The organism is Veillonella fallax (genome assembly GCF_020687175.1).
GTDB lineage: Bacteria > Bacillota > Negativicutes > Veillonellales > Veillonellaceae > Veillonella > Veillonella fallax.
In genome coordinates, this window is record NZ_JAJEQD010000003.1 from 1 (window position 1) to 26,352 (window position 26,352).

Here is a 26,352-nt window from a genome sequence, read left to right on the forward strand (position 1 = left end):
AACTTAAAATAGCGATGGAGCCAGTAATTTACTGGCTCCATCGCCTATAAAACCAACACGTTTTGTCCTATAACCCTTAAATAGCAACTAGCACAACAAAAAGGACAGAGTTGCCGCTCTGTCCTTTTTTCGTGTTTCCACAATAGATTATCGGCATTCGTTTCCCTTTGCCTAACGTTATTATAACATAGAGAAATAAAATAAAAAAGCCGTCCTATAGGACGGCTAGTTTTATTATTTACGAAGACCAAGACGTTCGATAAGGGAACGGTAACGTTCGATATCTTTACGACGAAGGTAGTCAAGCATGTTACGGCGTTGACCAACCAATTTCAACAAACCACGACGGGAATGATGGTCTTTTTTGTGTTCTTTCAAGTGATCTGTTAAGTATTGGATGCGGCTTGTCAAAATCGCAACTTGTACTTCTGGAGAACCAGTGTCACCTTCATGAGTAGCGTATTCTTTAATTACTGCTAATTTAGCTTCTGTAGTTAACATTAATGTTACCTCCTAAAAAATAAATAATCCCGATAAGCTTAAGTAACCGTTGGAGATTCGAATACTTCGCTTACGATATGTCTTACGACCTTATTTAGTATACAGTATGTTCCGTAACTTGTAAAGATATGTCATAAATAAAAGAGGGCCACAGCCCTCTTTTATTATTTTGCACCAAGCATCATACGGTCACTTAATGCACCTTCACCAGCTACTTCAAATTTTTGTAATAAATCAGCAACTGTTAATTTTTTCTTTTCTTCCCCTTTTACATCATAAATAATGCGACCAGCATCCATCATGATGAGGCGATTACCGAAGCGCAATGCATCGCGCATATTATGGGTAATCATAAGAGTTGTTAAGTTATGTTCTGCCACGAGTTTATCTGTTAATTGCAAAACATTTTCTGCCGTCTTAGGGTCAAGAGCCGCCGTATGTTCGTCAAGTAATAAAAGTTCAGGACGAAGCATAGTAGCCATCAACAATGTAATGGATTGGCGTTGACCACCAGATAACAAGCCCATACGAGCAGATAAGCGGTCTTCAAGCCCTAAACCTAATAGTGCAAGGCGTTCTTTGAAGAATGCTTGTTCGCTATCTTTGAAAGCCCATTTAAGACCTAAGTTTTTACCACGTCGCATAGCAAGGATCAAATTTTCCTCAATTTGCATGTTACCTGCCGTACCAACCATAGGGTCTTGGAATACACGGCCAATGTATTTAGCACGTTTGTATTCCGGCATTTTAGTAACATCAATATCATTAATTGTGATAGAACCTTCATCTACCGGGAATACACCAGCGATGGAGTTTAGCAACGTACTTTTACCAGCACCATTACCACCAATTACAGTACAGAAATCGCCTTCTTCTAAACGAAGATCAATACCTTGAAGAGCAGTTTTTTCATTGATTGTGCCCTTAAAGAAGGTTTTTACCATATTTTTTACTTCTAACATAGTGTCCTCCTCAACGAGCCAACCATTTTGCTTTCAATGTAGGCAAGGAAAGCGCGATGGCAACAAGAATAGCAGTGAATAATTTCAAATCGTTTGGTGGCATCCCCATATAGAGTACAGCCGCAATAACGATACGATATACGATAGAACCAAGTACTACAGCGATGAGGCTACGTACAAAGGATTTTGTACCAAATACTACCTCACCGATAATTACGGAAGCCAAACCGATTACGATGGTACCAATACCCATACCTACGTCGGCAAAGCCTTGGAATTGGCCAATCAATGCACCAGACATACCAACAAAACCGTTGGAAATCAAAAGACCAAGAACGATCATGTTGTCTGTGTTTACGCCTTGGGCGCGAATCATTTGAGGGTTAACACCTGTTGCACGTAATGCTGTACCAATTTCAGTACCGAAGAACCAGAATAGTAATAAGCAAACTACAACAGCTACGATGATACCTACGATAGCTGCAGACCACATATTGGCTGTATGAAGTACACTACCAATAATTGTATAAATTGTATCCATACGAAGCAAAGATACGTTAGCTTTACCCATAATATGAAGATTAATGGAGTATAAAGCAATCATTGTTAAGATACCAGCTAGCAATGCAGGAATCTTCAATTTAGTATGAATCCAGCCTGTTACAGCACCTGCGGCCATACCGCCAATGCCGGCAATCAAGATAGATAGGATTGGGTTCATACCACTTGTAATTAAAATTGCAGAAATGGCCGCCCCCATTGGAAACGTACCTTCTACAGTTAAGTCAGCCACATCTAATACACGGAAGGTTATAAATACACCAACCGCTAACAAAGACCATAAAAGGCCAGTTGTTATGGTGCCTACCACTAAATCTAACATCAAAATCTCCTCTATTGTTTCATATCTTTACGAAGTGCTTCAGGAATTGTGATACCTAATTTTTTAGCACGTTCTTCGTTAACAGTTAACTTAATATCTTTTTGTGTTTCAATGGCTAAATCAGAAATTTTAGCTTCACCAGAAAGCACTTTTGCAGCCATTAAACCAGTTTGATAACCTAATTTATAGTAGTCAACAGAATATGTTGCCACACCACCAGTCATTGTCATACCTTCATCGGCAGCAAATACTGGAATTTTAGCAGCATCAGTAATTTGAGCTAAGTTAGCCATAGCAGATGCCAATACATTATCAGTTGGTGTATAAATAGCTTGTACATCTTGATTTACAAGATTTGTAGCCGCTTGTTGGATATCATTTACGTTAGAAACTGTTGCTTCTACAACAGTGATACCTTTAGTAGCTGCATACGCTTTCATTTTTTCAACTTGAAGTTGGGAGTTGATTTCAGAAGATGTATAAATTGCACCAATACGTTTTACATTTGGTACTAATGCAATAATAAGATCAACCTCTTTTTCTACAGGTGTCATATCAGATGTACCAGATACATTGCCACCTGGATGTTCGTTAGATTGAACGAGTTTTGCTGTAACGTAGTCTGTAATAGCAGTACCCATGATAGGAATATCATGAGATGCGTTTGCCATAGTTTGTGCTGCTGGCGTTGCAATGGCTAATACTAAATCCTTTTTATCAGATACGAAACGTTGAGCAATACTATTCAAATTAGATTGGTCAGCTTGAGCATTTTGTTGGTCCAATTTGATGTTTTCCCCATCTTTATAACCTTTAGATGCAAGGCCATCAACAAAGCCTTTGTTAGCAGCATCAAGGGATGGATGTTCTACCAATTGAATAACGCCGATTTTCTTTTGATCATTAGTTGCTGTATTGGAACCGCAACCAGCTACCATTGCCATAATAGAGATAGCACTAAGTGCTACTGCAATACCTTTTTTCCAGTTCATTTGTAACTCCTTACCAGTTGTGTATTAAATCATAGTTGCTTTGTTCATCAATTCTTCTGGTAATGTGATGCCCAATTTTTGTAATTTATCTTTACTTACAACTAATTTAAATTCTTTTTGCATTTCAATAGGCATATCTTCAATTTTAGCTTCACCAGTTAAAATTTTAGCTGCCATTAAACCTGTTTGGTATCCAAGTTTGTAGTAATCTACGGACAAGGACATTACAGCACCACCTTTTACATGGTTATCTTCGCCGCCAAACACAGGAATTTTTGCTGGGTCAGTAATCGCTACAAGATTGCTCATCGCAGAAGCTACAACATTATCTGTTGGCACATAAATGGCATCTACATGTTGAGATACAAGATTTTGTGCAGCTTGTTGAATATCGTTTACATTAGAAACAGTAACCTCTTCAACCTTAATACCTTTTGTAGCTGCGTAAGCTTTCATTTTCTCGACTTGAATTTGAGAGTTTACTTCACTAGAGCTATAAATTGTGCCGATAGTTTTTGCATTCGGCAATACTTGTAAAATTAAATCAACTTGTTGTTCTACAGGGTTCATATCAGATGTACCAGATACATTGCCGCCAGGATGTTCATTAGATTTAACAAGTTTAGCTGCTTCATAATCAGTAATAGCAGTACCCAAGATTGGAATATCGTGAGTTGCATTCGCCATAGATTGAGCTGCTGGTGTAGCAATCGCTAAAATTAAGTTTTTACGATCAGATACAAAACGCTGTGCAATGCTGTTCAAATTAGATTGATCTGCTTGTGCATTTTGTTGGTCAAAGGTGATTTTATCAGCTAAGCCCTTTTCTTTTAGAGCATCAACAAAACCTTTGTTTGCTGCATCAAGTGCAGGATGTTCTACCAGTTGTACTACGCCAACCTTGTATTCACCATTAGATGTTGTTCCATTGGAGCCACAGCCTGTAAATGCCATTAATGCTGCCGCCGTGAGCGCTAGGGCAATACCTTTTTTTAAATTCATGGGGATTTCCTTCCTATCTGCAATGACTATAATACATCTATTATAAACAAATTTCTTTACTACATCAATGTAGCAGATTAAAGTATTTTACATTTGTCCATTTATAGGACACATAAAAATTTGAAATCCTCTTATTTTTCAAGCGATGCTAACATGTCTTCTGTTAGCTCATTGGCCGCTAAAATATAGTCTTTAAGGGTCCCTTTATCGAGAGCAACCTTCATAACAGGCACTTCAAATGGATCAAGGATAACACACATTAAAATTTCACCTGTTACATAATACCCAACAACAGCTTCCCCTTCTTCAGGATCTAACGTTTCACGCTTTACTGTTACACAGTAAGGTTTCATTACCTGTGCTGCAGCTTCTGCTACCTCTTCACGATTTGCAATATACTCTTCTGCCTTTGTTTCAGGAATATCAAAGATATCCACCTTTACAGTCTTAACCTCTGTAGCCTCTCCCTTAGCTGCCTCTATAGCTGCACCTAAATCTGTTTGCTTCATATATACCTCACATAGAATGGACTTTCACCAATGGTGAAAGCCCCATAATTTTAGATTGATTCATCAGCTGCATTTAAGAATGCAACATAGCAATGTTTAGCCTCGTAAATATCCGCCTTAGACGTAACCTCCCATGGAGCATGCATGCTAAGCACGGCTACGCCACAGTCGATAACATTCATACCGTATAAGGCCATGATGTACGCAATGGTACCACCACCGCCAAGGTCAACCTTACCAAGCTCTGCAGTTTGATATGTTACATTATTAGATTCCATGACACGACGAATAAAGCCCATATATTCAGCATTCGCATCATTGGAACCAGATTTACCACGAGAACCAGTAAATTTATTGAATACAACACCCATACCTAGGTAAGATGCATTTTTCTTTTCGAAAGCAGATGCATATAGCGGATCATAGCCAGCACTAACGTCGGAAGATAACATACGAGAATTTTCCAATGTACGTCGTACACTTACAGAGTTAGGTTTTCCCATAAGGGTAAGCACTTCTGCTACTGCATTTTCAAAGAAACGAGATTGCATACCAGTAGCGCCCACAGAACCTATTTCCTCTTTATCTACAAGCAAACAACAAGTCGTACGTTTTACATTGTCTACCTCAAGCATAGCCACTAAAGATGTATACGCACAAACGCGATCATCTTGACCATAAGCCATAACCATGGAGCGGTCAAAGCCCATATCACGAGCTTTTCCTGCTGGTACGATTTCAAGCTCTGCAGATAACAAATCACGTTCTACGAAGCCATATTCTTTTTCAAGGAGGTTATTAATAAATTTCGTAACCCCTTCTTTTTCTTCATCTTTTACAGGACGACTGCCGATAAGTAAATCGAGGGCCTCCCCTTCAATTACCTTTGCTGCATTCTTTTGCATTTGTTCTTGGCCCAAATGAGGTAACAAGTCAGTAATGCAGAATACAGGGTCATTTTCTTTATCACCAATATTAATATTGATACGTGTGCCATCTGTTTTAACTACAACGCCATGAATAGCAAGAGGCATTGCAACCCAGTGGTATTTCTTAATGCCCCCATAGTAGTGAGTATCCCAAAATACTAAATTACTATCTTCATATTGTGGGTTTTGCTTTACATCGATACGTGGAGAATCAATATGAGCACCTAAAATATTCATACCTAATTCAATATCGTCAGTACCAATATTAAATAAAGCAATGGATTTATCCATATGTGTGTAATAAATCTTGTCACCCGCTTTGATTGGTGTATTGGATTTAATAATATCCTTTAAGTTTACATATCCTTTTGCTTCTGCAAATTCAACGGCTTGTACAACGCACTCACGTTCTGTTTTACCATTATCTAAAAATTGACGATATGTATCACTTAAAGCATATACCTTTTCCATTGTGGCATCATCATAATTATGCCAAGCATATTTACGTTCCATAATCTATCCTTTCTATAAGTTCACAATTTAACCATTACAGCTCTATCGTTGTGAACTTGCATTAACAATATTATTTTTGGCGTTCCTTTTCAAGTTCCGCCCTGCGAAATTCTAAATATTTTCGCTCTTTTTCTCGATTGATTTCAGACTTCTGAGTATATAGAGAACGAATTTCGTCCGTACAATGGGTCAATACCTTTGTAACGTAGAATTTAGTACTACCGGACTTAATCGTATATTTTCCAACTTTTAATTGCACCGCAAAGTCACCGTGTTTAGGACAAACGCCGATGGCGAGATGCTTGTCCCCTTGTAATCGTTCAGGCCTAGTCATTTCTAACCGTGTCTGACAATATGGACAGAACGATAATCGAACCCGTCTATCATGAACGATACGTTTCTTCTCAGGGAAGTTTTCATACATAAAAAATGTCAGAATCGGTGGATATAAGAAAGGATTACTGCTTTCCTTTCGAATTTGATCATAATGTAAAATACCTTGTGGTATATCTAATTTTTGACATATATGTGCCGTAAACACAGCATCATGTAACGCATTATGAGCTGATAAATGCTCGGTAGATATATTAAGATCCTCCATGGCATGAGCTACAGAATACTGTTGACTTGTACCATATCGTTGATAGGAATAAATCATCTGTGCATCAACCCATTGATCATAGGATAACGCTTTCATCCTATGAAGCATCAGATTTTCACGCAATATGAGAATGTCATCAGAGCCCCAAGATAACAGCATATACTCATCACCACACCAGTTTTGAAAGTACTGCATAGCAGTCTTAAATGGCACACCATGATCGAGCTCTCGAGATGTAATACCTGTCAATTCACGAACATGTTTGTGCATCCGTGGCAGATATTGTGGTTTGATGAACATTGTAAAATGATCTACAATGTCCATCTTTTCATTCAGTTTTACCGCTCCGATTTGAATGATTTCCCCAGTTAGTGGCATTTTTGTGCGCTTCATAAAGCTAATGTCATTGCTATAGGGTTGATTCCACTCTAAATCAAATACAATATAGTTCATATGTTTATTTCGATTCTGAAAGCAACGTTTCCGCTGCTTTAATGACCTGTTCTTCAGAAATTACGGACAAACCTTTGTAATTTCCTTCTTTAATAATCTTCTTCATGCTTTTACCAACCTCATAGGAGTCCATCGTTTCAAGAACGATAGCATGAGCTTGGTACGGACCATAAAAGAATGGGTTTGATGGACCGTAAAGCGCCACAATTGGCACCTTTTGGCTGATGGCCACATGCATAGGACCAGAGTCATTTGTAATCAATAGATTACAGCGGCTCATTGCCGCCGCCAACGGTCCTAACTGGAATTTTCCAGTAGCCACAATCGGTTTCGTTTCCATTTGTTCTACTACAGGTTGCACCATTTCGAGATCCATAGGGCCGCCAAAGAATACTGTTTTATACCCTAAATGACCCAAATAATCAGCTACATGGGCAAATCGTTCAGCAGGCCAGCGTTTCTCAGGAACCGCACTACCAATATTAAAACCGATGAGCGTATCACTATCTGTTAAACCTTGGCTAGCATAAAACTCCTGAGCCTCACGGCGCCATGCTTCACTGGTTTCAATGTGTAGACCAGAGTTTGAAATATCGGTTACCCCTAATTGTTCTAGTACATTGATGTACATATCTGCAGCATGACGAGTTTTACGATCTAAGCGCGTATACTTTGTCATAAATGGTCTAAATAGAAAATGACTCATCCCCGTTGTAATAGGGGCATGAATTTTCCATGCCAAATAAGATGTGCGTTCATTGGGATGTAAATTAATAACGATATCAGGTTTCCTTTTTTTATTAATCTCACGAGCAATCTCATTAAGTCCGGAAATACTATTGTGACGCCCTTTTTTATCAACTACAATGAGTTCATCAATATTTGGATTATATTGCATTACTTGTTGTAGTTTTTCATCTATTACATATGTAATATGACTATGTGGCGCAGCTTTTCGAAGCACTTCTAAAAAAGGAGTTGTTAATATAACGTCTCCCAAATGCATAAGAAAGGTGACCACAATGCGTTTATAATCGAGTTCCATTACAGTTCCTTTCCAAGTACTTGTTCATATACAGACCATACTGCATCTACTGGAATTTGAGCCATACAATCCGGATCATCTACGAGCGGCTGCTCAGGCGTAGCCTTTGATGTGGGTGAAATAATCAGATGTACATGACTGCCTCCGTATGGACCAGTTCGTTTCGGAGATGTGGTTCCAAATAGTGCAATCAAAGGGCGCTTAAAGGCATTAGCAATATGCAACGGGCCCGTATCAGCACTGATGAAAATTTCACAATGTCGAATCAACTCAATCAATTCTGGCATAGTCGTAGATCCTACTAAATTGACGAGATTCTTATTTTTTACATAGTTTTCTATGAAAGCTCCTTTTTCTGCATCATCAGAAGCGCCGGCAATAACGACTTTTTTACCAGATTCACATAAACGGATACATAGCTCTCCAAAGTTAAGTAAAGGCCACTCCTTAATAATCCAGCGAGCTCCAGGAACAACAACTATATAATCTTCGTCAACGCCATGACAGGCTAACTTCTCTTTTACGGACTTCTCCGCATCTACGTAGGCAGGCATAGGAAATTCTATACTATCTACGTCACCACCAAGCGCTCGAACAGTATCTAAATAGCGTTCAATGACATGGTCGTATTTATGCTCACCTACTAGAGCTTTATTGACTAAATTACTACCTTCCCGAAGCTCCCAGTAACCATATTTCTCAGGAGCCCCAGATAGTAGAGATACAATGGCGCTCTTCGCAATACATTGTAAGTCCAATGTCATATCAAAGTGACGACTATGTAACTCCTTACGTAATTGCCATAAATAGGCAGGCTTTTTAAGTTGTTTCTTGTCGATAATGATGACATCATCTACCCATGGTGTACCTGGCAGGAGGCTAGCAAATTGCTCATGAATAGCCCATGTAATATGCGCATTAGGCCAATTTTTACGCACTGCATACAAGGTAGGTAATGCATGAATCACATCACCTAAGGAACTCATCTTTATGATGAGTATATTCTTGTAATCTTTCATATAGCCTCCCAAAATACAACACCACAACTAAAAACCCTATATCACCTTAAAACAGACATAAGTTAAAAGTAAAACAAAGTAATGGTAATAATTAACTAAATAATAGTCTTAATAAAATCTAACAGATTTGTACCTGTAAATAGATATCCTTTTACACCAGCTGCTTCTGCAGCATCAACATCGCGCTGACTATCGCCAATAAGAAAACTAGATTTAGGATCTACATCATAATCCTTAATAGCTTGATTAACCATGCCAGGCTTTGGCTTTCTGCATTCACAATCGACAGCATAAAGAGGTACAGATCCTTCTTTATGATGAGGACAATAATAGAAATGTAAAATCGGCGCCCCGCTGCAATCTAGTTCATGAGCCATATGGTCATGTAAAATCTGAACATCAGATTCCTTATAATAACCTCGAGCGACCCCACTTTGATTGGTCACTACAATGAGGTCATAGCCCTTGCCATACGCATAAGCTAGTGCCTCTTTAGCACCATCTACCCACTCTAAATCACTGATTTTATATAGATAGCTAACATCTTTGTTGATAACACCATCGCGATCTAAAAATAATACTTTGCGCATTAACGTAAATACCCTTCGTTATTATCGAGTAATTCACAATATTCTTTAACAGCGTCTTCCATTTTATGGAACCCTTTATCATAACCAGCAGCCAATAATTTAGTAGTATCAGCCTCTGTAAAGCTTTGGTATTTGCCTTTTAATACCTCTGGGAATGGAATGTATTCAATTTTGCCTTTACCGTTATAGTCAATAACAGCTTGCATAAATTGGTTAAAGCTATGAGCATTACCTGTACCACAGTTGAAAGTACCAGAGATTTCAGGGTGTTCCCAGAAATAGAAGTTTACATTAACTACGTCTTTAACATAAATAAAGTCACGTGTTTGACCACCGTCTTCGTAGCCATCTGTACCTTCAAATAGATTGATAATACCAGTTTCTTTATTTTTGTAGAACATTTGACGAACTAAGGAAGCCATTTTATCTTTATGAGCCTCATTAGGACCATATACGTTAAAGTAACGTAAGCCTACTACTTGAGCTGTATATTCACCTTCATATTTACGCACATAACGGTCAAACAACAATTTGGAGTACGCATATGGATTGAGGGCTTCCTCAGCTTCTGGTTTTTCTACGAAACCATTTGTACCATTACCATATGTAGATGCAGAGGATGCATAAATGAATGGAATGCGACGGTCTTGGCAATAGTGGAATAGATTTTTAGAACCTTCATAGTTGTTCTTCATCATGTATTTGCCATTATATTCCATTGTGTCCGCACAAGCACCTTCGTGGAACACTACTTCGATAGGACCTACATCAAATGTACCATCAGCAATAGCACAATCAAAATCATCACAATCGATATAATCCAAGAATTCTAAATTTTGAATATTTCGGATTTTACGACCATCAGTAAGGTCATCAACAATAAGAATATCTGTACGACCACGGTCATTTAATGCTTTCACAATATTACTGCCGATAAAACCAGCACCGCCTGTAACGATAATCATAATTTACCCTCCTTAGCCATAGTAGCTATTTTCCCTACGATATCTGATGTAGAGTAACCTTCTTTAAATGAAAGCACCTCTACATGATCTACGGACTCACGTCCAATAATATCTTCTATCTTATAATCGCCGCCCTTAACTAGCGTATTAGGACGCAAATAAGCTAATAGTTCAGCTGGTGTATCCTCTTCGAATAAAACCACACCATCTATACAGCGCAACGCACTTAATAATGCTGCTCTATCCTCTTCACTTACGATGGGACGTGTTTCACCCTTTAGGCGTCTAACAGAAGCATCGGAATTTAAACCAATAATTAGATGATCACCTAACTGAGCAGCCTCTTGTAGATACGTAATATGCCCACGATGAAGAATGTCAAAACAACCATTTGTAAACACAACAGTTTCACCCTTATTTTGCCATTGTGTAATAAGCTGCTTCATCTCTTCCTTTGTGTATAAAGGCTTCGATTGAACACTATGCTTATAAGAATGCCATAAATCCAGTAATTCAGAACGATGAATTGGATATGTTCCAACCTTAGATACGACGATGCCTGCAGCGCCATTAGCAATATGTAAGGCTAAACGCATAGATAGGCCACTGGCAAGGCATGTCATCATCATGGATACAACAGTATCGCCTGCACCACTTACATCAAAGACCTCTTGTTGTGTGGCCGGATTATGCCATGTACGGCCGTCCTTTGCGATAACAGTAATCCCCTTAGCAGACCGTGTAGCCACAATGTACTCTAAATCAACATTAGCCAGTACTGACTTAGCAGCTTCAACAATAGTGGTATCATCATTTTCTAATTTACGGCCTACACATTCACCTAGCTCTTTTACATTCGGTGTAATACATGTGGCTCCATTATATTTAGACCAATCAGAACCCTTAGGATCTACAATCGTTTGTACGCCATACTCCTTAGCTAAACTAAAGATTTTTTTTAGCAATGTCGGTGTACAAACACCTTTACCATAGTCAGATACAACAATACCGTCGATACCCGCTTTACAGAGATTTTCCAACCATGTAGAGAGCTTCTGTTCCTCATGAGACGACAAATCTGTTATGGTTTCAAAATCTAAGCGCATCATCTGCTGACGATCACCTAAGATGCGCATCTTAGTAATAGTAGATCGATCATCGCTCGTCAATAAACCTGTTGTATCAATCTTATCTGCATCGAGTAACTGTTGTAATAAACGACCATGGTCATCATTACCGGCAATAGCACCAAGATATACTGTGCAATCTAAATTTGATAGGTTCGACGCAACATTACCAGCACCGCCAAGCACTTCTTTCATCTTTGCCACGCGGTTAACAGGAACCGGTGCCTCTGGAGAAATACGACTTACATCACCAAAAACATAACGATCTACCATAACATCACCTATAACGGCAATCTTTAGATTTGGTAGTTGCTTTGTTAAAAATTGATTAATGGTAGCATTTATCATAATCCACCTATTCCTTACCACAATATACATGCATAACGACTTACATAAAATACTTGGCATCAAACATGTATCTATTTATAAATAAGACCGTAATGGTTAATAATCTTCTTCAATAATTTCACACATGATATGACCAGCCAAAATATGCATTTCTTGAATACGAGCTGTCACATTACTTGGAATGGCTAATGTAATGTCGCATAATTCAGCTAGTTTACCACCACCTTCTCCAGTGAAAGCAATGGTATGCATACCAATAGAACGGGCCATTTCCGCCGCTTTGATAACATTCTTGGAGTTCCCAGATGTAGAAATACCAATAAGAACATCACCTGTACGGCCTAGTCCCTCTACTTGACGTGCAAAAACAGATTCAAAATCATAGTCATTCGCAATGGCTGTTAATGCAGATGTATCAGTAGTTAATGCAATCCCTGCAAGAGAGCGTCGTTCCTTTTTAAAGCGACAAATCAATTCCGCCGCTAAATGTTGAGAATCTGCAGCAGAACCGCCATTACCACAGAACAAAATTTTATTTCCATTTTCTAAAGCCGCCTTACAGCGATAGGCAATTTCTTGAATGGTATCCATATGCTCCATCGTTTTACCAAAAACCTCGAGATGCTCTGTAAAACGATCTGCAATGATTGGATTTAAATCAGTCATTATAAAATCTCCTTTAATAGTCTATCTGCATTTTTCCAGAACAATTTCTCACATTGCTCTACAGACAAACCTGCCTCTTTAAATGCATCATATAATCGATGCATTTCGGAAGCATCTTTAATTTCTGTATCTGGCTTAATACCATCAAAGTCGGTTCCTAATGCCACAACATCTTCCCCGCCTTTATTGATGAGATATAAGCCATGTTTTACGATATCTTCAATCCGACTTATGGGTGATGTACCTAAAAAAGATTGCGCAAAATTAAGGCCTATAACGCCACCCTTATTAGCAATCAGCTTAATTAAATAATCTGGTAAATTTCTTGTATGGGCTGTAACTTCACGTGCATTGGAGTGAGATGCTATAAAAGGTACATCTAAAATTTCTCCTAATTGCTCAGTACCTGCATCATTTAAATGAGAGCAATCAACGATAATTCCTAAATCTTGCATAGCCTCCACAAATTCAACACCTTTAGATGTTAATTTTTTATGCTGGTCACCACAATGAGGCTCACCCAATCCATTTGGATAATTCCAAGTAAGCGTAATAAGTCGAACACCATCTTGATAAGCTTGTTTTAGTTTATCTAAATCGCCGCCTAGTACGCCGCCTTCCTCAATAGACATGAGAGCCCCAATCTTACCGGACTCATACACGGACTCTATATCTTGATAAGAGAGCACATGTTGTATGTGCTCTCCATAATGCTGAATTTGTGATGTACATAAATTACGCATCGCTTCATAACGACCATAAGGGTCATTTGTTTCACCAAGATTGATAAAAAGTGCGAAATCTTGCACCTTGCTGTGAGCCTTTTTCAACTTTTCTATATCGATTTTCCAAGTATTACGATAGAGATCCCCACTACTAGGATGGTCTATTAATTTCATTATCGTATCGCAGTGTAAATCTATCATAAAGCCTCACATGTAATATTAGTAATTAATTACGTTTTGGTTTTTTAGCATCTAGTTTCTTTAATGCTTTCAGTTCTTCCATAAAGCTATCAATATTGTCAAACTTACGATATACGCTAGCAAAACGAACATATGCAACTTGGTCAATATCTTTTAATTGTTGCAATACAAGTTCGCCAATGCGATCCGTAGTTACCTCTTGATTGATTTCATTTCGAATATCGCGCTCTACATCATTAACCACTTGTTCCATCACGGACATTGGTACAGTACGTTTATCACAAGAACGCAATAAACCATTTAATAATTTACCGCGATCAAATAATTCACGACGTCCGTTTTTCTTTAATACCATAAGTGGTACTTCTTCTATAATTTCATAGGTAGTAAAGCGACGGCCACAATTGATACATTCGCGGCGACGGCGAATACTATTACCTTCATCAGTCGTTCTAGAGTCTGTTACCTTCGTGTCTGTGTGTTGGCAATAAGGACATCTCATCTGTTACTACTCCTTTTTCTAATAATCACTCTAAAATAGTGCATAATACGCCCATTTTCTCTACTATATATAGTACCATGAAACCCCTTAAAATACAAAGAATCCCTAGGATTTCCTAGGGATTCTTCCATTATTCTACAGTATTTTATTTTATGAAATACTTTAGAAATAATATTTTTAATTTTACCTACGATTATAACTATCGTTTAGGAGCATCTTGAACGCGAAGCAAGCAGTCGCCAGATTCGATACGGCTACCTTCACGAACTAGAATTTCTTCTACGATACCATCGATAGGAGCTGTAATTGTTGTTTCCATCTTCATCGCTTCTGTAACGATTAATGGTTCACCTTTAACTACAGATTGACCATTCTTAACGAGGATCTTAACAACAGAACCGGACAATGTAGCACCGATTTCGCCAGGATTAGATTCGTCTGCTTTACGACGAACAACACCAGTAGTCTTAGCATGTTTATCATGAACTTTAATGCCACGAGGTTGACCGTTGAACTCGAACAATACGATACGGTTACCATCTTCATCAGGATCAGATACACCATTCATCTTAATGATCAATGTTTTACCTTTTTCGATAGTTACTTGGATTTCTTCACCACGCTTCATACCGAAGAAGAATGTTGGAGTATCGAGTACAGATACATCGCCAAAGTCTTTTACAAATTTATTGTAATCTTGGTACACCTTAGGATATAAGCAGTATGCACTAATATCTTCATCAGTTGTATTAGCACCCATTTCACTTAATTCATGACGAACATGTTCGAAGTCTGTTGGAGGTAATACTGCACCAGGACGAACTGTAATAGGTTTAGCTCCTTTTAAGATGATTTTTTGTAACTCTTCAGGGAAACCTTGGTATGGAGTGCCAAGACGACCTTCAAAGAATTCTACTACAGATTGAGGGAAGTCTAATACATCGCCTTTTTCGTAAATATCTTTTTCAGTCAAGTTGTTTTGTACCATGTACAATGTCATGTCACCTACAACTTTAGAGGATGGTGTTACTTTAATGATATCGCCAAACATCATATTTACTTGATGATATACTTTTTTGATATCATTCCAACGATCACCAAGGCCTACCATCTTAGCTTGTTGTTGCAAGTTGGAGTATTGGCCACCTGGCATTTCATGTTGATATACTTCAGTGTTAGGATATGCTTCTGCTTTATCCACACCTTTGTAGTATGGACGAATGCTGCCAAAGTAATGAGACATTTCTTCCATGTAGTCAATGTTCATGTCAGGTTGACGGTCATGGCCACTCAAAGCATAGTACATAGAGTTCATGCTAGGTTGAGATGTGCCATTAGCAAATGCAGAGTATGCCAAGTCAATAACGTCTACACCAGCATCTACAGCACGACCATAAGAGTAGATAGCATTGCCAGAACCTTCATGAGTATGTAAATGAATTGGCACTGTTACAGCATCTTTTAATGCAGATACAAGATTATAAGCTGCTTGAGGTTTTAAAAGACCTGCCATATCTTTGATAGCAATAATATTAGCACCCGCTTTTTCAAGCTCTTTAGCCATATTTACATAGTAACCTAAATTGTATTTAGGACGGTTGCTATCAAGAATATCACCTGTATAGCACAATGCTACTTCAGCAATTTTATTTTGTGCACGTACTTCATCAATAGCTACATGCATATTATCAAGGCTATTTAAGCTATCAAATACACGGAATACATCAATGCCGTTTGTAGCAGCACGTTGGATAAATTGACGAACTACATTATCTGGATAGGATGTGTAACCTACTGCATTGGCACCGCGAATCAACATTTGAAGCAATGTATTTGGTACTTCACGACGGAACATGCGTAAGCGTTCCCATGGATCTTCATGTAAGAAGCGATAGGATACGTCGAATGTAGCACCGCCCCAGCACTCTAATGAGAATAAGTTAGGAACACCTTTCGCAGCATGACCAGCTACGCGTGCCATATCAATTGTACGTAAACGTGTAGCAAACAAGGATTGATGAGCATCACGCCATGTAGTATCTGTAAAGAATACTTGTTTTTGGTCAGATAACCATTTACTGAAGCCTTCTGGACCTAATTCATCAAATTTTTGTTTTGTACCAGCTGCAGGAGATACATCTAAATTAGATGGCATTTGAATTGGTTCAAAATCAGGTACTTCTTGAGGGCCTGCACCAGAGTAACCATTGATTGTTACGTCTGCAATGTAACGCAATAATTTAGTACCGCGGTCACGGTCAGGTTTCAATTCGAATAATTCTGGATGATCTTCGATGAAGTTAACAGTGTAGTTACCGCTTTGGAATTCAGGATGTTCAAGAACGTTAATCAAGAAGTGAATATTTGTTTTAACGCCACGAATACGGAATTCTTTCAAGCAACGAAGCATTTTACGAATAGTTTCTTCATTGTTAGGACCAAATGCAGTTGCTTTTACAAGTAAGGAATCATAGTAAGGTGTTACTACGGCACCTGTGAAAGCATTACCAGAGTCTAAGCGGATACCAAAGCCACCGGAGCTACGATATGCCAAGATTTTACCTGTATCAGGCATGAAGTTATTTTTAGGATTTTCTGTAGTGATACGACATTGAATTGCAGTACCTTTACAAGGAACTTCATCTTGTGCAGGAATACCTACTTCTGGGCTATGTAAGTCATAACCTTCAGCAATACGGATTTGAGAATGAACAATATCAATATCTGTAATCATTTCTGTTACAGTATGTTCTACTTGGATACGAGGGTTAACTTCGATGAAATAGAAGGAACCATCAGCAGTTACCAAGAACTCTACAGTACCAGCATTAACGTAGCCTACATTTTTCATGATTTTAACGGCTGCATCACATACGGCTTTACGAGTTTCTAATGGCAATGCAAAAGCTGGCGCCATTTCAACAACTTTTTGGTGACGACGTTGTACAGAGCAATCACGTTCATGTAAATGAACTACATTACCATGTTCATCACCAAGGATTTGTACTTCAATATGTTTAGGTTCAACGATAAGTTTTTCTACATATACATCATCATCGCCAAAAGCAGCTTTTGCTTCAGATTTAGCGCGATCATATGCATCACGAAGATCTTCTTTGCGATGAACCTCACGCATACCACGGCCGCCACCGCCATTTACGGCTTTAATCATCAATGGGAAACCATGAGTATTTGCAAATTCTTCTAATTGTTCAAAATCACGCAAAGCCCCATCTGAACCAGGGATCATTGGGATATCTGCCAATTTAGCTTGTGCACGAGCATTAACCTTATCACCGAACATATTCAAATGTTCTACATGAGGTCCAATGAAAATGATACCTTCTTCACCGCAACGACGAGCGAACTCTTCGTTTTCAGACAAGAAACCATAACCTGGATGGATAGCATCAATATCATGTTCTTTTGCAATACGGATAATATCTTCAATATCAAGATATGCTTCAACTGGTTTTTTACCTTCCCCTACGAGATAGGCTTCGTCAGCTTGGTTACGGTGCAAGGATAATGTATCCTCTTTGGAGTAAATGGCTACAGTTTTAATGCCCATTTCATTACATGCACGGAACACGCGGATTGCGATCTCACCACGGTTGGCAACCAATACGGATTTAATTTTTCTCATGTATTGCCTCCTACTAGCTTCCACTAATGTGAACTATCAGCTTTCAATTTTATTAATATATGAATATTCCCTATACTTATAGTCAAAACAATATATTTGGATATCTCATCATTTTTTATGATGAGCATTATATTCATAATTACATATAACTATTATACAATATTTTCCACATATTTAAAGGATTATATTAATTACGAAATCATAAAATACATTAGTTGCTGTACATGACAAAAACTCATATGTCTTTTATCGATGCACATCGAACTAATTCTATATTCTACGTTATTAATCACCTAAGAAATGAATCATTAATCGATTGAGTTGTTCTTGATCATTTGCACCCATTAATTCCCGTGCAGAATGCATCGCTAATAATGGTAAGCCCACATCCATTGTTCTCATCGGTAACATAGCAGATGAAATAGACCCAACTGTAGATCCACCAGGTATATCAGAACGATTTACATAAATTTGGTAGTTGGCCTCAGCTTCATCACACAAACCTTTAACAATGGCAATAGCTTTGGCATCACCGGCATAGGATTGGCTACATGCTATTTTTAGAGCCACCCCTTTATTAAGTGTAGGAATATTAGTGATATCATTTTTTTCAGGATAATTTGGATGCAAACCATGTGCTACATCGGAGGAAATCATAAATCCTTTTGAAATGAAACTATCCATTTCTTGATTAGAATATCCTAATGCATCATATACTCGTTTAATAAGGTTTGGTAAAAGCATCCCTGCTCCGCCCTGTTTAGTACGACTCCCTACCTCTTCATTATCAAAGAGAATAGCACAACGTACACCATCAGCATTAGCCTTACGAGCCTGAATAATCCCTGATAGTACACCAAAGCAAGATGTTAAATTATCTAGACGAGGCGCACTAATAAAATCGCTTTCAGTCCCTAATACACAGCCTTGTTCTGTTGGGTATAATGTCATTTCATAAGATAAAATTTCAGATGGATCACAGTTGACTTCATCAGCCAAAAACGTAGTCCACGCATCGTATTGAATATCAGATTCTGGGAATAAGCTTGGATTGTTCCGATCATTTAAAGATTTACTAGAATTCTCCTTTTCCTTACGATCCATCATCAATATAGGAAGCATTTCCTTTTGACGATTCAATTTAACACCATCATTAACGGAACGGTTCATATGTATAGCTAAGTTTGGAACGATTGCAATAGGACGTTTTGTATCAACCAATACGGAATCAACATCAAAGGCATTATCACCTTTTAATACAACAGTACCAGCAGCTCCTAGAGGACGATCAAGCCATGTATTTTCAATGAAGCCACCGTACATTTCCACATTTAACTTGGTATAACCTTTTACTGATGTAATAGGATTTGGTTTAACCCGAATTGCAGGAAAATCTGTATGTGCGGAGGCAATACGTAATGTGTGTTCTGGTTTCTTTCCTATATGAAAAGCAAACAAAGTAGTACCAAACACATTAACTACATAAGAACCAGAGTCTAATTGCCACTCATCATCTAAATTAAGTTCTGTGAAACCTGAATCCAATAACATTTGTAAACTTGTATCTACTGTATGATACGGAGATGTACAAGCACCAATATATTTCAATAACTGTTCATTATTAAATTTCATAGATTCCTCCTATGTAAAATAATGATGCTATTCGTATATTCACCATGAATAGTTCATTTACGTATAATTTTACAACATATACATTAATAATATATTAACTGCTCTTATTTTATCACAAAAAAGCCGCCCCAAAGGGGACGGCTTTTCGTATATTTTGTAACCACACTATAATCAAACTATGACATATATAGTTTTTAATGTATTACAAGTATATAAAATTCTGGATATCTTGTCTTACCACATACCGATTGCTTTCATCCATACGGAACCAAGGCCCATAAAGATAATTAAGTTGATTACGGATGCGAAGAAACCTAGTTTCCACCAAGTATTTTGAGGAACATAACCAGTATTGAAGATTACAGGAGATGGACCTGCAGCATAGTGAGTCAAAGACATACACAAGTTAGATGTGAATGCAATCATCAACAATGTCAACATTGGTGGTGCACCTGCAGAGATAGCAATTGCAGAGAATGCTACAAACATTGCAGAAATATGTGCAGTCAAGGATGCGAATACATAGTGGGAATATGTATTAATAAGTACAGCTATAACAAAGGCAATAATCCAAGATCCTTCTGGAATATAGCCACCTACAAGTACTGTAGCCCATTTGATGAAACCTAATTTGGACAAGAAACCAGCAAAGCCCATTAATGTACCCATCCAAACTAATGTATCCCAAGCACCTTTTTCGCTTTTAACATCGTCCCATACAAGAACACTTGTAGCAAGCAAAATAGAAATACCTAAGAATGCAACAGTTGTTGCATCAATTTTAGTAAATTGAGAAGTAGCCCATAACACTAAAGCTAAAATAAATACGCCTAGCATAACCCATTCTTGGAAAGACATTTTACCAAGGCCTTTTAACTCTTCTTTAATCATTTGTTGTGCTTCGCGGGCATCTGTAATTTCAGGTGGATATACTTTGTAAATAAAGTACGGCATAATGATCAATGCAATAATACCTGGCACGATGGCAGCCATAGCCCAATCACCCCATGTGATACCAATACCAAAAGATTGAAGCGCCAATGCTGCAACCAATGTGTTACCAGCCATGGATGTTTGGAACATAGCAGATGTAATTGTATTAACTTGATAAATAGATTGCATCAAGAAGGAACCAATTTTACGAGGGCCATCTTGAGGTTCAGAACCGAACGCTTTTGCCAAGCTAGTAGTAATCGGCATAATAACACCACCTACACGAGCTGTGTTGGATGGAGTTGCTGGAGCCAAAATTAGATCAGATAAAGCTAATGCATAAGCTAAACGTAAGGAGCTACTACCAAAAGCAGCAATCAAATTATATGCAATACGTTTCCCCAAACCAGTTTTAATAAAGCCACGAGAGAATAAGAACGCACCTACGATTAGCCAAATAGCAGAGTTAGCAAAACCCGAGATAGCTTCACCGATTTTCAAAGTACCAGTCAAAGCTGCCACAGTAATCACAACGATGGATACGCCACCAATCGGTAATGGCTGAGTAATAAAGCCTACGATTGTAGCCACAAAGATGGCGAATAAATGCCAAGATTGAGGTGTTAACCCCTCTGGTGTCGGAATAAACCATAGGCCTATACCAAAGACCGCTGGAATAATCCAGTTTAACAGTTTTTTCATACACATACCTCCTACATAGGAAAAACTAAAATATATTTATATCCTCTTATCATAAATATAATATATTTCAAGATAAAAAGATGTGAAAAAAAGCTGTGCATCCCGAGGTATGCACAGCTTTCATTATCATATAAATCCTATTCAGGTAGAGATACGTTCTCTAAATTTGTTTTCTCAATAGCTTCAATGTCACCTTTATCGCAAAGATTTGCAATAGTTGGATCAATTGGCAAACGATTCAACAATAATAGACCGTATTTTTGAAGGATTTCTTCAATGTGGCTTTCACCAAAGATTTGGTAATCCTTACCGTTATCTGGGCAATGGAAGTAAGAGTAGTTTTCCACTACACCAATAATAGGCACTTGCATTAAATCAGCCATTTTAACTGCTTTTTCAACAATCATGGATACCAAGTCTTGAGGAGATGTAACAATGATGATACCATCCAATTTCAAGGATTGGTAAACTGTAATCGCTACGTCACCTGTTCCTGGTGGCATATCAACGAATAAATAATCGATGTCTTTCCAAATAACATCACTATAGAATTGTTTTACAACATTGCCTAAAATAGGACCACGCCATAAAACAGGATCTGTATCGTTTTCCAAAAGGAGATTAACAGACATAACGTCAATACCACCTTTGGATTTTACCGGATACATACCAATTTCGTCAGCATATGCTTTTTCCTTGATGCCGAATATTTTAGGAATGGAAGGACCGGTAATATCCGCATCGAGGATACCTACTTTGTAACCTTTACGCGCCATAGTAATGGCCATCAAGCTTGTAACGGAGGATTTACCTACGCCACCTTTACCAGATACTACGCCGATTACATGTTTAACAGAACTAAGCTCGTGTAATGGAGCTGTAAAATCTTGAGGTTGTTGAGGAGCGCCGCCACCGCAACCAGAAGATTGAGATGGGCATCCGCCACAATCACTGCTGCTACCGCAACCCATAGTAAACACCTACTTTCTTTGAGGAACTACCTCACATCTATATGTAAAACTTTTTTTCTATATGGTAGATACAATGTATCTACTGTTACATTGTATCATGTCATATCAAACTTTATCAATATATTACTCACCACAGAATTCTTTAGTTAAAGCTCCAAGAATTTCCATGCCCTTTGTAATTTCTTCTACTGTTGGTACAGTATAGCTCAAACGGAATGCATGTCCTTCCCCTGCTCCATCAGCCGCAAAGGCGCCACACTTAATAATCCCTACATTTCTGTCCATACATGCTTCGAAGAAGTCATCACAGTTAACTTCAGCTGGCATAGTCATCCATGCAAACATACCTCCTGTAGGCTTAGTTAAATGAACTTTAGAACTCGCATACTTGTCAAAAGCGTTAAGTAAAGCATCGCATTTCATTTTATATACTTTGCGCACATTATCTAAATGCTCATCGTAATCGATTGAATCCAATACGTTAGCTACAACCTTTTGTGTAACTAGTGGCAGTTGCCCTGCTGTATTATTTTTTAATGCTTGAATAGTTTCTACTACCTTCGCTGGGCCAAATAGGAAACCTACGCGCAAACCTGCAGATAATGTCTTGGAATATGAACCTGCATAGAGAACACGATTTTCTGTATCAAAGGATTTAAATGTTGGAATATACTCACCAGCAAAGCGAATCTCACCGTATGGATCATCTTCATAGATAAACAAATCATATTTAGAGGCAATAGCGTAAATTTCTTTACGGCGTTCCAACGGCATCGTAATACCTGTTGGATTTTGGAAGTTAGGAATGAGATAAATATATTTACCTTTACCAGATTGAGCAGCTTTTTCTAATTCACTAGGAATCATGCCATACTCATCAGTCTTAATACCTAATGCTTTACCACCCATATTGCGTACAGAATTGATAGCACTAGTAAAAGTAAATTCATCCATGTATACTTCATCGCCAGGTTCCAATACGGTAATTGGTACAAGGCCTAATAGCTGACCAGCACCATTGGAGATTATAAGACCTTGTCCTTCTGGATTCATCTTATGTGTTTTTACAAGACGCTCTAATGTCAATTCTGCTAAACGTGCATCCCCTTGCATTGGTCCATATTGTAAAAGACTCATGGGATTAGAGTGAACCACTTCATCAAAAGCCTTTTCAATAACCTCAACAGGAATGGCTTCTGGTGCAGGATTGCCAATACCAAAGCTAATAAAACCTTCTACCCCTACACCACGTTCAAATACTTCACGAATAAAATTAGGACCTTTTAAGGTCACCCGTTCAGGAAGAGAAAAACTCATACTATCGCCTCTTTCATATATACTAAATTGAATAACATTTAATTAATTAGAGATTGTTAAGCATTAGGATCGTGCTCTTGTTCAGCATTTTTCTTATTGATGTAGTTCTTATATACTTTCCAAAGAATGAAGTATACAATACCTGCAACAACTACGATGATTCCTAATCGCCCCATATTCTCTTGGAAATTTACGATATCTGTACCGATAGCTACTTCAAGAGCTGTAGATGGAAATTTCCCGATTAAATTCGCTAATATATAGTCTCTCGGTTTGATTTTACTAATGGCACCAAGTGCTGTGATAACACCAGATGGAAAGTATGGTAAGGATCGTGCAAATAACATGACCACAAAACCATTTTTACCGGAAAAATCATCTACTTTCATCAATACTGTACTTTTAGCAATAAGCTTATCCGCCGTATCACGCAAGAAGTAACGCATAATGTAAAAGCTAATGACTACGCCAATTGTTTCTGCAAGCCAAGAAATAATGATGCCTGGCCACATACCAAACACTAAACCGTTTGCGGTAGAGATAAATATGGATGGTAAGAAACCAACAGCATTAACAAAAATATCGAGAAGCATACTAACGACCATAGCCATAGGACCAAAGCCTTGAATATACTCTGCTATCTCATCCATAGATCCACTCGTCGCTAAATGCCACATGGTAGGATAGAATGTAGGATCTACTATATTGATGGCAATTAATAGAATGACAAAACCAATGCCTGCTATTAACTGTACCCAACCTTCACCAGAAGGCTTTAATTTTTTTGTACTCATATATACCTCGTTTTATAAAAAACTAGTTCTATTATATCACGGATTCTATAGAACTGTTATATGTAAGAACTTAAACATTCTATTTATCTAATTACTACCAGTTAAAAATAATTACTTTTAACTGGTAGTATCTATAAAATATGTATAATAGCATTAGCATAAAAATTATCGAAAGATGTATAATACTATTATAACGAGAATATTCTTAATGAAAGAAGGTATATTATGGTATCAGCAGGTCAAACAGCTACGGCAACTGTAACAGTTACAGAATCCAATATTGCAAAAACAATGAAGTCTGGTTCTTTAGAGGTCTTTGCTACACCAGCTATGTGTGCATTAATGGAAGAGGCAGCACAAGCAGCAGTACAACCATATTTAGAAGATGGCGAAGGCACTGTAGGTATCGCTCTATCCATTACTCATGAGGCCCCTACTCCACTTGGTGCAACAGTAACTGCTAAAGCTACAGTTAGTGCTGTAGAAGGACGTAAAATAACCTTTGATATTGAAGCATCTGACGGCGTTGGTATCATTGGTCGAGGAACTCATGAACGATTTGTTATTAATAACGAAAAATTCATGGCTAAAGTAGTAAGTCGTGCAAAATCTAACTAATAACTAATTTAATAATAGTCTATAACTAATTTTACAATACCCTAATCGCTAATTTAACATAACAAAATAAAAAACAGAAATGGCATCTATCCAACGATAGATGCCATTTCTATTTACGTGTTAAATTATATAATCTACTACATTAATCTATTAAAAGATTAGCAAATTTTAACTACCCAGCCTTCAGGAGCTTCGATTTCACCATGTTGAATGCCAAGTAATGTATCATATAATTTTTTAGTGATAGGACCCATATCATCCATACCAGCCGGTACATTAATAGTGCCTTCTGGAGTATCGATTTGACCTACTGGAGATATAACAGCTGCTGTACCACAAAGGCCAATTTCAGCAAAGTCTTTTAATTCATCTTTATGAACAGGGCGATTTTCTACAGTCATACCAAGGTAGTGTTCTGCTACATACATCAAAGAACGACGTGTAATGGATGGCAAAATACTATCGGATTTAGGTGTAACTAATTTACCATCTTTAGTGATGAAGATAAAGTTTGCACCACCAGTTTCTTCTACATGTGTACGAGTAGCCGCATCAAGGTACATGTTTTCTGCATAACCTTTTTCATGTGCATCAGTAATAGCGTACAAGCTCATAGCATAGTTTAGACCAGCTTTGATGTGACCAGTACCATGAGGAGCTGCACGGTCAAAATCAGTAATGCGGATTTTAATTGGTTTTGCGCCACCTTTAAAGTAAGGGCCTACTGGTGTAGTAAATACACGGAATTGATATTCATCTGCAGGTTTTACACCGATAACGGAGTTAGTACCCATCATGTAAGGACGAATATAAAGGCTTGCACCATGACCATAAGGAGGAACAAAGTCTTTGTTGGCTTTTACAACTTCTTTTACAGCTTCAAGGAAACGACCTTCAGGTAATGTAGGCATTACAAGGCGTTCACAAGATTGATTTAAACGCTCTGCATTAAGATCTGGACGGAAGCATACAATGTGACCATCTTTAGTGTAGTATGCTTTTAAACCTTCGAATACAGTTTGTGCATATTGGAATACACCTGCACATTCATTAAGGGTAACGTTAGCATCAGTAATTAATCCGCCTTCGTCCCATTTACCATCTTTATATGTAGTCAAATAACGGTAGTCGGTTTCTACATAACCAAAACCGAGATTATCCCAATCGATATTCTTGCTCATAACAATAACCTCCATGCTTATTAAT

General features: G+C 37.9%; 24 protein-coding genes. 1 reads left to right on the plus strand and 23 read right to left on the minus strand.

Features of this window, described 5'->3' with window-relative positions:
• Positions 1 to 234: 234 nt before the first annotated feature.
• From rpsO to LKD20_RS01850, 22 genes are all read right to left on the minus strand, one after another.
• Positions 235 to 501 (minus strand): 30S ribosomal protein S15, encoded by a 267-nt coding sequence (gene rpsO, locus LKD20_RS01745; RefSeq protein WP_005386879.1) that lies wholly within the window; start codon positions 499 to 501, stop codon positions 235 to 237.
• Positions 502 to 665: 164 nt separating this feature from the next.
• The gene (locus tag LKD20_RS01750) at positions 666 to 1,463 is read right to left on the minus strand and encodes an ABC transporter ATP-binding protein (protein WP_227720702.1); all 798 of its coding nucleotides are present in this window, start codon (positions 1,461 to 1,463) and stop codon (positions 666 to 668) included.
• A gap of 10 nt (positions 1,464 to 1,473) precedes the next feature.
• Positions 1,474 to 2,346 carry an ABC transporter permease gene (locus LKD20_RS01755; protein WP_024066234.1) on the minus strand — a complete coding sequence of 291 codons (873 nt, stop codon included), beginning with the start codon at positions 2,344 to 2,346 and terminating at the stop codon, positions 1,474 to 1,476.
• Positions 2,347 to 2,357: 11 nt separating this feature from the next.
• A complete protein-coding gene (locus LKD20_RS01760; protein WP_178885117.1) occupies positions 2,358 to 3,338 on the minus strand; it encodes an ABC transporter substrate-binding protein in 981 nt (326 codons plus the stop codon).
• Positions 3,339 to 3,362: 24 nt separating this feature from the next.
• The gene (locus LKD20_RS01765; protein ID WP_227720703.1) at positions 3,363 to 4,340 is read right to left on the minus strand and encodes an ABC transporter substrate-binding protein; all 978 of its coding nucleotides are present in this window, start codon (positions 4,338 to 4,340) and stop codon (positions 3,363 to 3,365) included.
• A 131-nt stretch (positions 4,341 to 4,471) separates the two neighbouring features.
• Entirely contained in the window at positions 4,472 to 4,849 is a 378-nt protein-coding gene (locus tag LKD20_RS01770) for a hypothetical protein (RefSeq protein WP_005386886.1), read from the minus strand.
• A gap of 50 nt (positions 4,850 to 4,899) precedes the next feature.
• Entirely contained in the window at positions 4,900 to 6,291 is a 1,392-nt protein-coding gene (locus tag LKD20_RS01775) for an aminopeptidase (RefSeq protein WP_227720704.1), read from the minus strand.
• Positions 6,292 to 6,361: 70 nt separating this feature from the next.
• Entirely contained in the window at positions 6,362 to 7,345 is a 984-nt protein-coding gene (locus LKD20_RS01780; RefSeq protein WP_349226939.1) for a 3'-5' exonuclease, read from the minus strand.
• A 4-nt stretch (positions 7,346 to 7,349) separates the two neighbouring features.
• Positions 7,350 to 8,390: a glycosyltransferase family 9 protein gene (locus LKD20_RS01785; RefSeq protein ID WP_227720706.1), complete on the minus strand. Its 1,041-nt coding sequence runs from the start codon at positions 8,388 to 8,390 to the stop codon at positions 7,350 to 7,352.
• The gene (locus LKD20_RS01790) at positions 8,390 to 9,409 is read right to left on the minus strand and encodes a glycosyltransferase family 9 protein (RefSeq protein WP_005386890.1); all 1,020 of its coding nucleotides are present in this window, start codon (positions 9,407 to 9,409) and stop codon (positions 8,390 to 8,392) included. Before LKD20_RS01790 ends, LKD20_RS01785 begins: the two co-directional genes overlap by 1 nt.
• A gap of 95 nt (positions 9,410 to 9,504) precedes the next feature.
• Positions 9,505 to 9,999, minus strand: coding sequence for a D-glycero-alpha-D-manno-heptose-1,7-bisphosphate 7-phosphatase (locus LKD20_RS01795; RefSeq protein WP_227720707.1), 495 nt, complete (start codon positions 9,997 to 9,999; stop codon positions 9,505 to 9,507).
• Positions 9,999 to 10,964 (minus strand): ADP-glyceromanno-heptose 6-epimerase, encoded by a 966-nt coding sequence (gene rfaD, locus LKD20_RS01800; RefSeq protein ID WP_005386892.1) that lies wholly within the window; start codon positions 10,962 to 10,964, stop codon positions 9,999 to 10,001. Before rfaD ends, LKD20_RS01795 begins: the two co-directional genes overlap by 1 nt.
• Positions 10,961 to 12,439, minus strand: coding sequence for a D-glycero-beta-D-manno-heptose-7-phosphate kinase (gene rfaE1, locus LKD20_RS01805; RefSeq protein WP_227720708.1), 1,479 nt, complete (start codon positions 12,437 to 12,439; stop codon positions 10,961 to 10,963). The genes rfaD and rfaE1 overlap by 4 nt, the downstream gene beginning before the upstream one ends.
• Before the next feature lie 96 nt (positions 12,440 to 12,535).
• Positions 12,536 to 13,105 (minus strand): D-sedoheptulose 7-phosphate isomerase, encoded by a 570-nt coding sequence (gene gmhA, locus LKD20_RS01810; RefSeq protein ID WP_227720709.1) that lies wholly within the window; start codon positions 13,103 to 13,105, stop codon positions 12,536 to 12,538.
• Positions 13,105 to 14,031, minus strand: coding sequence for a dipeptidase (locus LKD20_RS01815; RefSeq protein ID WP_227720710.1), 927 nt, complete (start codon positions 14,029 to 14,031; stop codon positions 13,105 to 13,107). The genes gmhA and LKD20_RS01815 overlap by 1 nt, the downstream gene beginning before the upstream one ends.
• A 25-nt stretch (positions 14,032 to 14,056) precedes the next feature.
• Positions 14,057 to 14,533 (minus strand): transcriptional regulator NrdR, encoded by a 477-nt coding sequence (gene nrdR, locus LKD20_RS01820; RefSeq protein ID WP_024065834.1) that lies wholly within the window; start codon positions 14,531 to 14,533, stop codon positions 14,057 to 14,059.
• A 199-nt stretch (positions 14,534 to 14,732) separates the two neighbouring features.
• Complete coding sequence (locus tag LKD20_RS01825; RefSeq protein WP_227720711.1) at positions 14,733 to 18,179, minus strand: pyruvate carboxylase; 3,447 nt, start codon at positions 18,177 to 18,179, stop codon at positions 14,733 to 14,735.
• A gap of 285 nt (positions 18,180 to 18,464) precedes the next feature.
• A complete protein-coding gene (locus LKD20_RS01830) occupies positions 18,465 to 19,811 on the minus strand; it encodes a M18 family aminopeptidase (protein ID WP_227720712.1) in 1,347 nt (448 codons plus the stop codon).
• Between the two features lie 234 nt (positions 19,812 to 20,045).
• Positions 20,046 to 21,446, minus strand: a complete 1,401-nt coding sequence (locus LKD20_RS01835) for an anion permease (protein WP_227720713.1) — start codon at positions 21,444 to 21,446, stop codon at positions 20,046 to 20,048.
• 137 nt (positions 21,447 to 21,583) lie between these two features.
• Positions 21,584 to 22,417, minus strand: coding sequence for an Mrp/NBP35 family ATP-binding protein (locus LKD20_RS01840; RefSeq protein WP_060924709.1), 834 nt, complete (start codon positions 22,415 to 22,417; stop codon positions 21,584 to 21,586).
• Between the two features lie 123 nt (positions 22,418 to 22,540).
• Complete coding sequence (locus LKD20_RS01845) at positions 22,541 to 23,734, minus strand: aminotransferase-like domain-containing protein (RefSeq protein WP_227720714.1); 1,194 nt, start codon at positions 23,732 to 23,734, stop codon at positions 22,541 to 22,543.
• Between the two features lie 56 nt (positions 23,735 to 23,790).
• Complete coding sequence (locus LKD20_RS01850; protein ID WP_005386912.1) at positions 23,791 to 24,528, minus strand: TVP38/TMEM64 family protein; 738 nt, start codon at positions 24,526 to 24,528, stop codon at positions 23,791 to 23,793.
• Positions 24,529 to 24,753: 225 nt separating this feature from the next.
• Between LKD20_RS01850 and LKD20_RS01855 the strand changes: the two genes are divergently transcribed.
• Positions 24,754 to 25,146 carry a thioesterase family protein gene (locus LKD20_RS01855; RefSeq protein ID WP_213466932.1) on the plus strand — a complete coding sequence of 131 codons (393 nt, stop codon included), beginning with the start codon at positions 24,754 to 24,756 and terminating at the stop codon, positions 25,144 to 25,146.
• A gap of 158 nt (positions 25,147 to 25,304) precedes the next feature.
• Here the strand turns inward: LKD20_RS01855 and LKD20_RS01860 are convergent, their stop codons facing one another.
• The gene (locus LKD20_RS01860) at positions 25,305 to 26,327 is read right to left on the minus strand and encodes a branched-chain amino acid aminotransferase (protein ID WP_227720715.1); all 1,023 of its coding nucleotides are present in this window, start codon (positions 26,325 to 26,327) and stop codon (positions 25,305 to 25,307) included.
• Positions 26,328 to 26,352: the final 25 nt, after the last annotated feature.

Excerpts from the sequence above, each read along its gene's own strand:
- LKD20_RS01765 (WP_227720703.1), bottom strand. The coding sequence starts at position 4,340 with ATGAATTTAAAAAAAGGTATTGCCCTAGCGCTCACGGCGGCAGCATTA.
- LKD20_RS01770 (WP_005386886.1), bottom strand. The coding sequence starts at position 4,849 with ATGAAGCAAACAGATTTAGGTGCAGCTATAGAGGCAGCTAAGGGAGAG.
- LKD20_RS01750 (WP_227720702.1), bottom strand. The coding sequence starts at position 1,463 with ATGTTAGAAGTAAAAAATATGGTAAAAACCTTCTTTAAGGGCACAATC.
- LKD20_RS01785 (WP_227720706.1), bottom strand. The coding sequence starts at position 8,390 with ATGGAACTCGATTATAAACGCATTGTGGTCACCTTTCTTATGCATTTG.
- LKD20_RS01790 (WP_005386890.1), bottom strand. The coding sequence starts at position 9,409 with ATGAAAGATTACAAGAATATACTCATCATAAAGATGAGTTCCTTAGGT.
- LKD20_RS01855 (WP_213466932.1), top strand. The coding sequence starts at position 24,754 with ATGGTATCAGCAGGTCAAACAGCTACGGCAACTGTAACAGTTACAGAA.
- rpsO (WP_005386879.1), bottom strand. The coding sequence starts at position 501 with ATGTTAACTACAGAAGCTAAATTAGCAGTAATTAAAGAATACGCTACT.
- nrdR (WP_024065834.1), bottom strand. The coding sequence starts at position 14,533 with ATGAGATGTCCTTATTGCCAACACACAGACACGAAGGTAACAGACTCT.
- LKD20_RS01815 (WP_227720710.1), bottom strand. The coding sequence starts at position 14,031 with ATGATAGATTTACACTGCGATACGATAATGAAATTAATAGACCATCCT.
- LKD20_RS01825 (WP_227720711.1), bottom strand. The coding sequence starts at position 18,179 with ATGAGAAAAATTAAATCCGTATTGGTTGCCAACCGTGGTGAGATCGCA.
- LKD20_RS01860 (WP_227720715.1), bottom strand. The coding sequence starts at position 26,327 with ATGAGCAAGAATATCGATTGGGATAATCTCGGTTTTGGTTATGTAGAA.
- LKD20_RS01830 (WP_227720712.1), bottom strand. The coding sequence starts at position 19,811 with ATGAAATTTAATAATGAACAGTTATTGAAATATATTGGTGCTTGTACA.
- LKD20_RS01780 (WP_349226939.1), bottom strand. The coding sequence starts at position 7,345 with ATGAACTATATTGTATTTGATTTAGAGTGGAATCAACCCTATAGCAAT.
- LKD20_RS01835 (WP_227720713.1), bottom strand. The coding sequence starts at position 21,446 with ATGAAAAAACTGTTAAACTGGATTATTCCAGCGGTCTTTGGTATAGGC.
- gmhA (WP_227720709.1), bottom strand. The coding sequence starts at position 13,105 with ATGACTGATTTAAATCCAATCATTGCAGATCGTTTTACAGAGCATCTC.
- LKD20_RS01795 (WP_227720707.1), bottom strand. The coding sequence starts at position 9,999 with ATGCGCAAAGTATTATTTTTAGATCGCGATGGTGTTATCAACAAAGAT.
- rfaE1 (WP_227720708.1), bottom strand. The coding sequence starts at position 12,439 with ATGATAAATGCTACCATTAATCAATTTTTAACAAAGCAACTACCAAAT.
- LKD20_RS01850 (WP_005386912.1), bottom strand. The coding sequence starts at position 24,528 with ATGAGTACAAAAAAATTAAAGCCTTCTGGTGAAGGTTGGGTACAGTTA.
- LKD20_RS01840 (WP_060924709.1), bottom strand. The coding sequence starts at position 22,417 with ATGGGTTGCGGTAGCAGCAGTGATTGTGGCGGATGCCCATCTCAATCT.
- LKD20_RS01760 (WP_178885117.1), bottom strand. The coding sequence starts at position 3,338 with ATGAACTGGAAAAAAGGTATTGCAGTAGCACTTAGTGCTATCTCTATT.
- LKD20_RS01775 (WP_227720704.1), bottom strand. The coding sequence starts at position 6,291 with ATGGAACGTAAATATGCTTGGCATAATTATGATGATGCCACAATGGAA.
- LKD20_RS01755 (WP_024066234.1), bottom strand. The coding sequence starts at position 2,346 with ATGTTAGATTTAGTGGTAGGCACCATAACAACTGGCCTTTTATGGTCT.
- LKD20_RS01845 (WP_227720714.1), bottom strand. The coding sequence starts at position 23,734 with ATGAGTTTTTCTCTTCCTGAACGGGTGACCTTAAAAGGTCCTAATTTT.
- rfaD (WP_005386892.1), bottom strand. The coding sequence starts at position 10,964 with ATGATTATCGTTACAGGCGGTGCTGGTTTTATCGGCAGTAATATTGTG.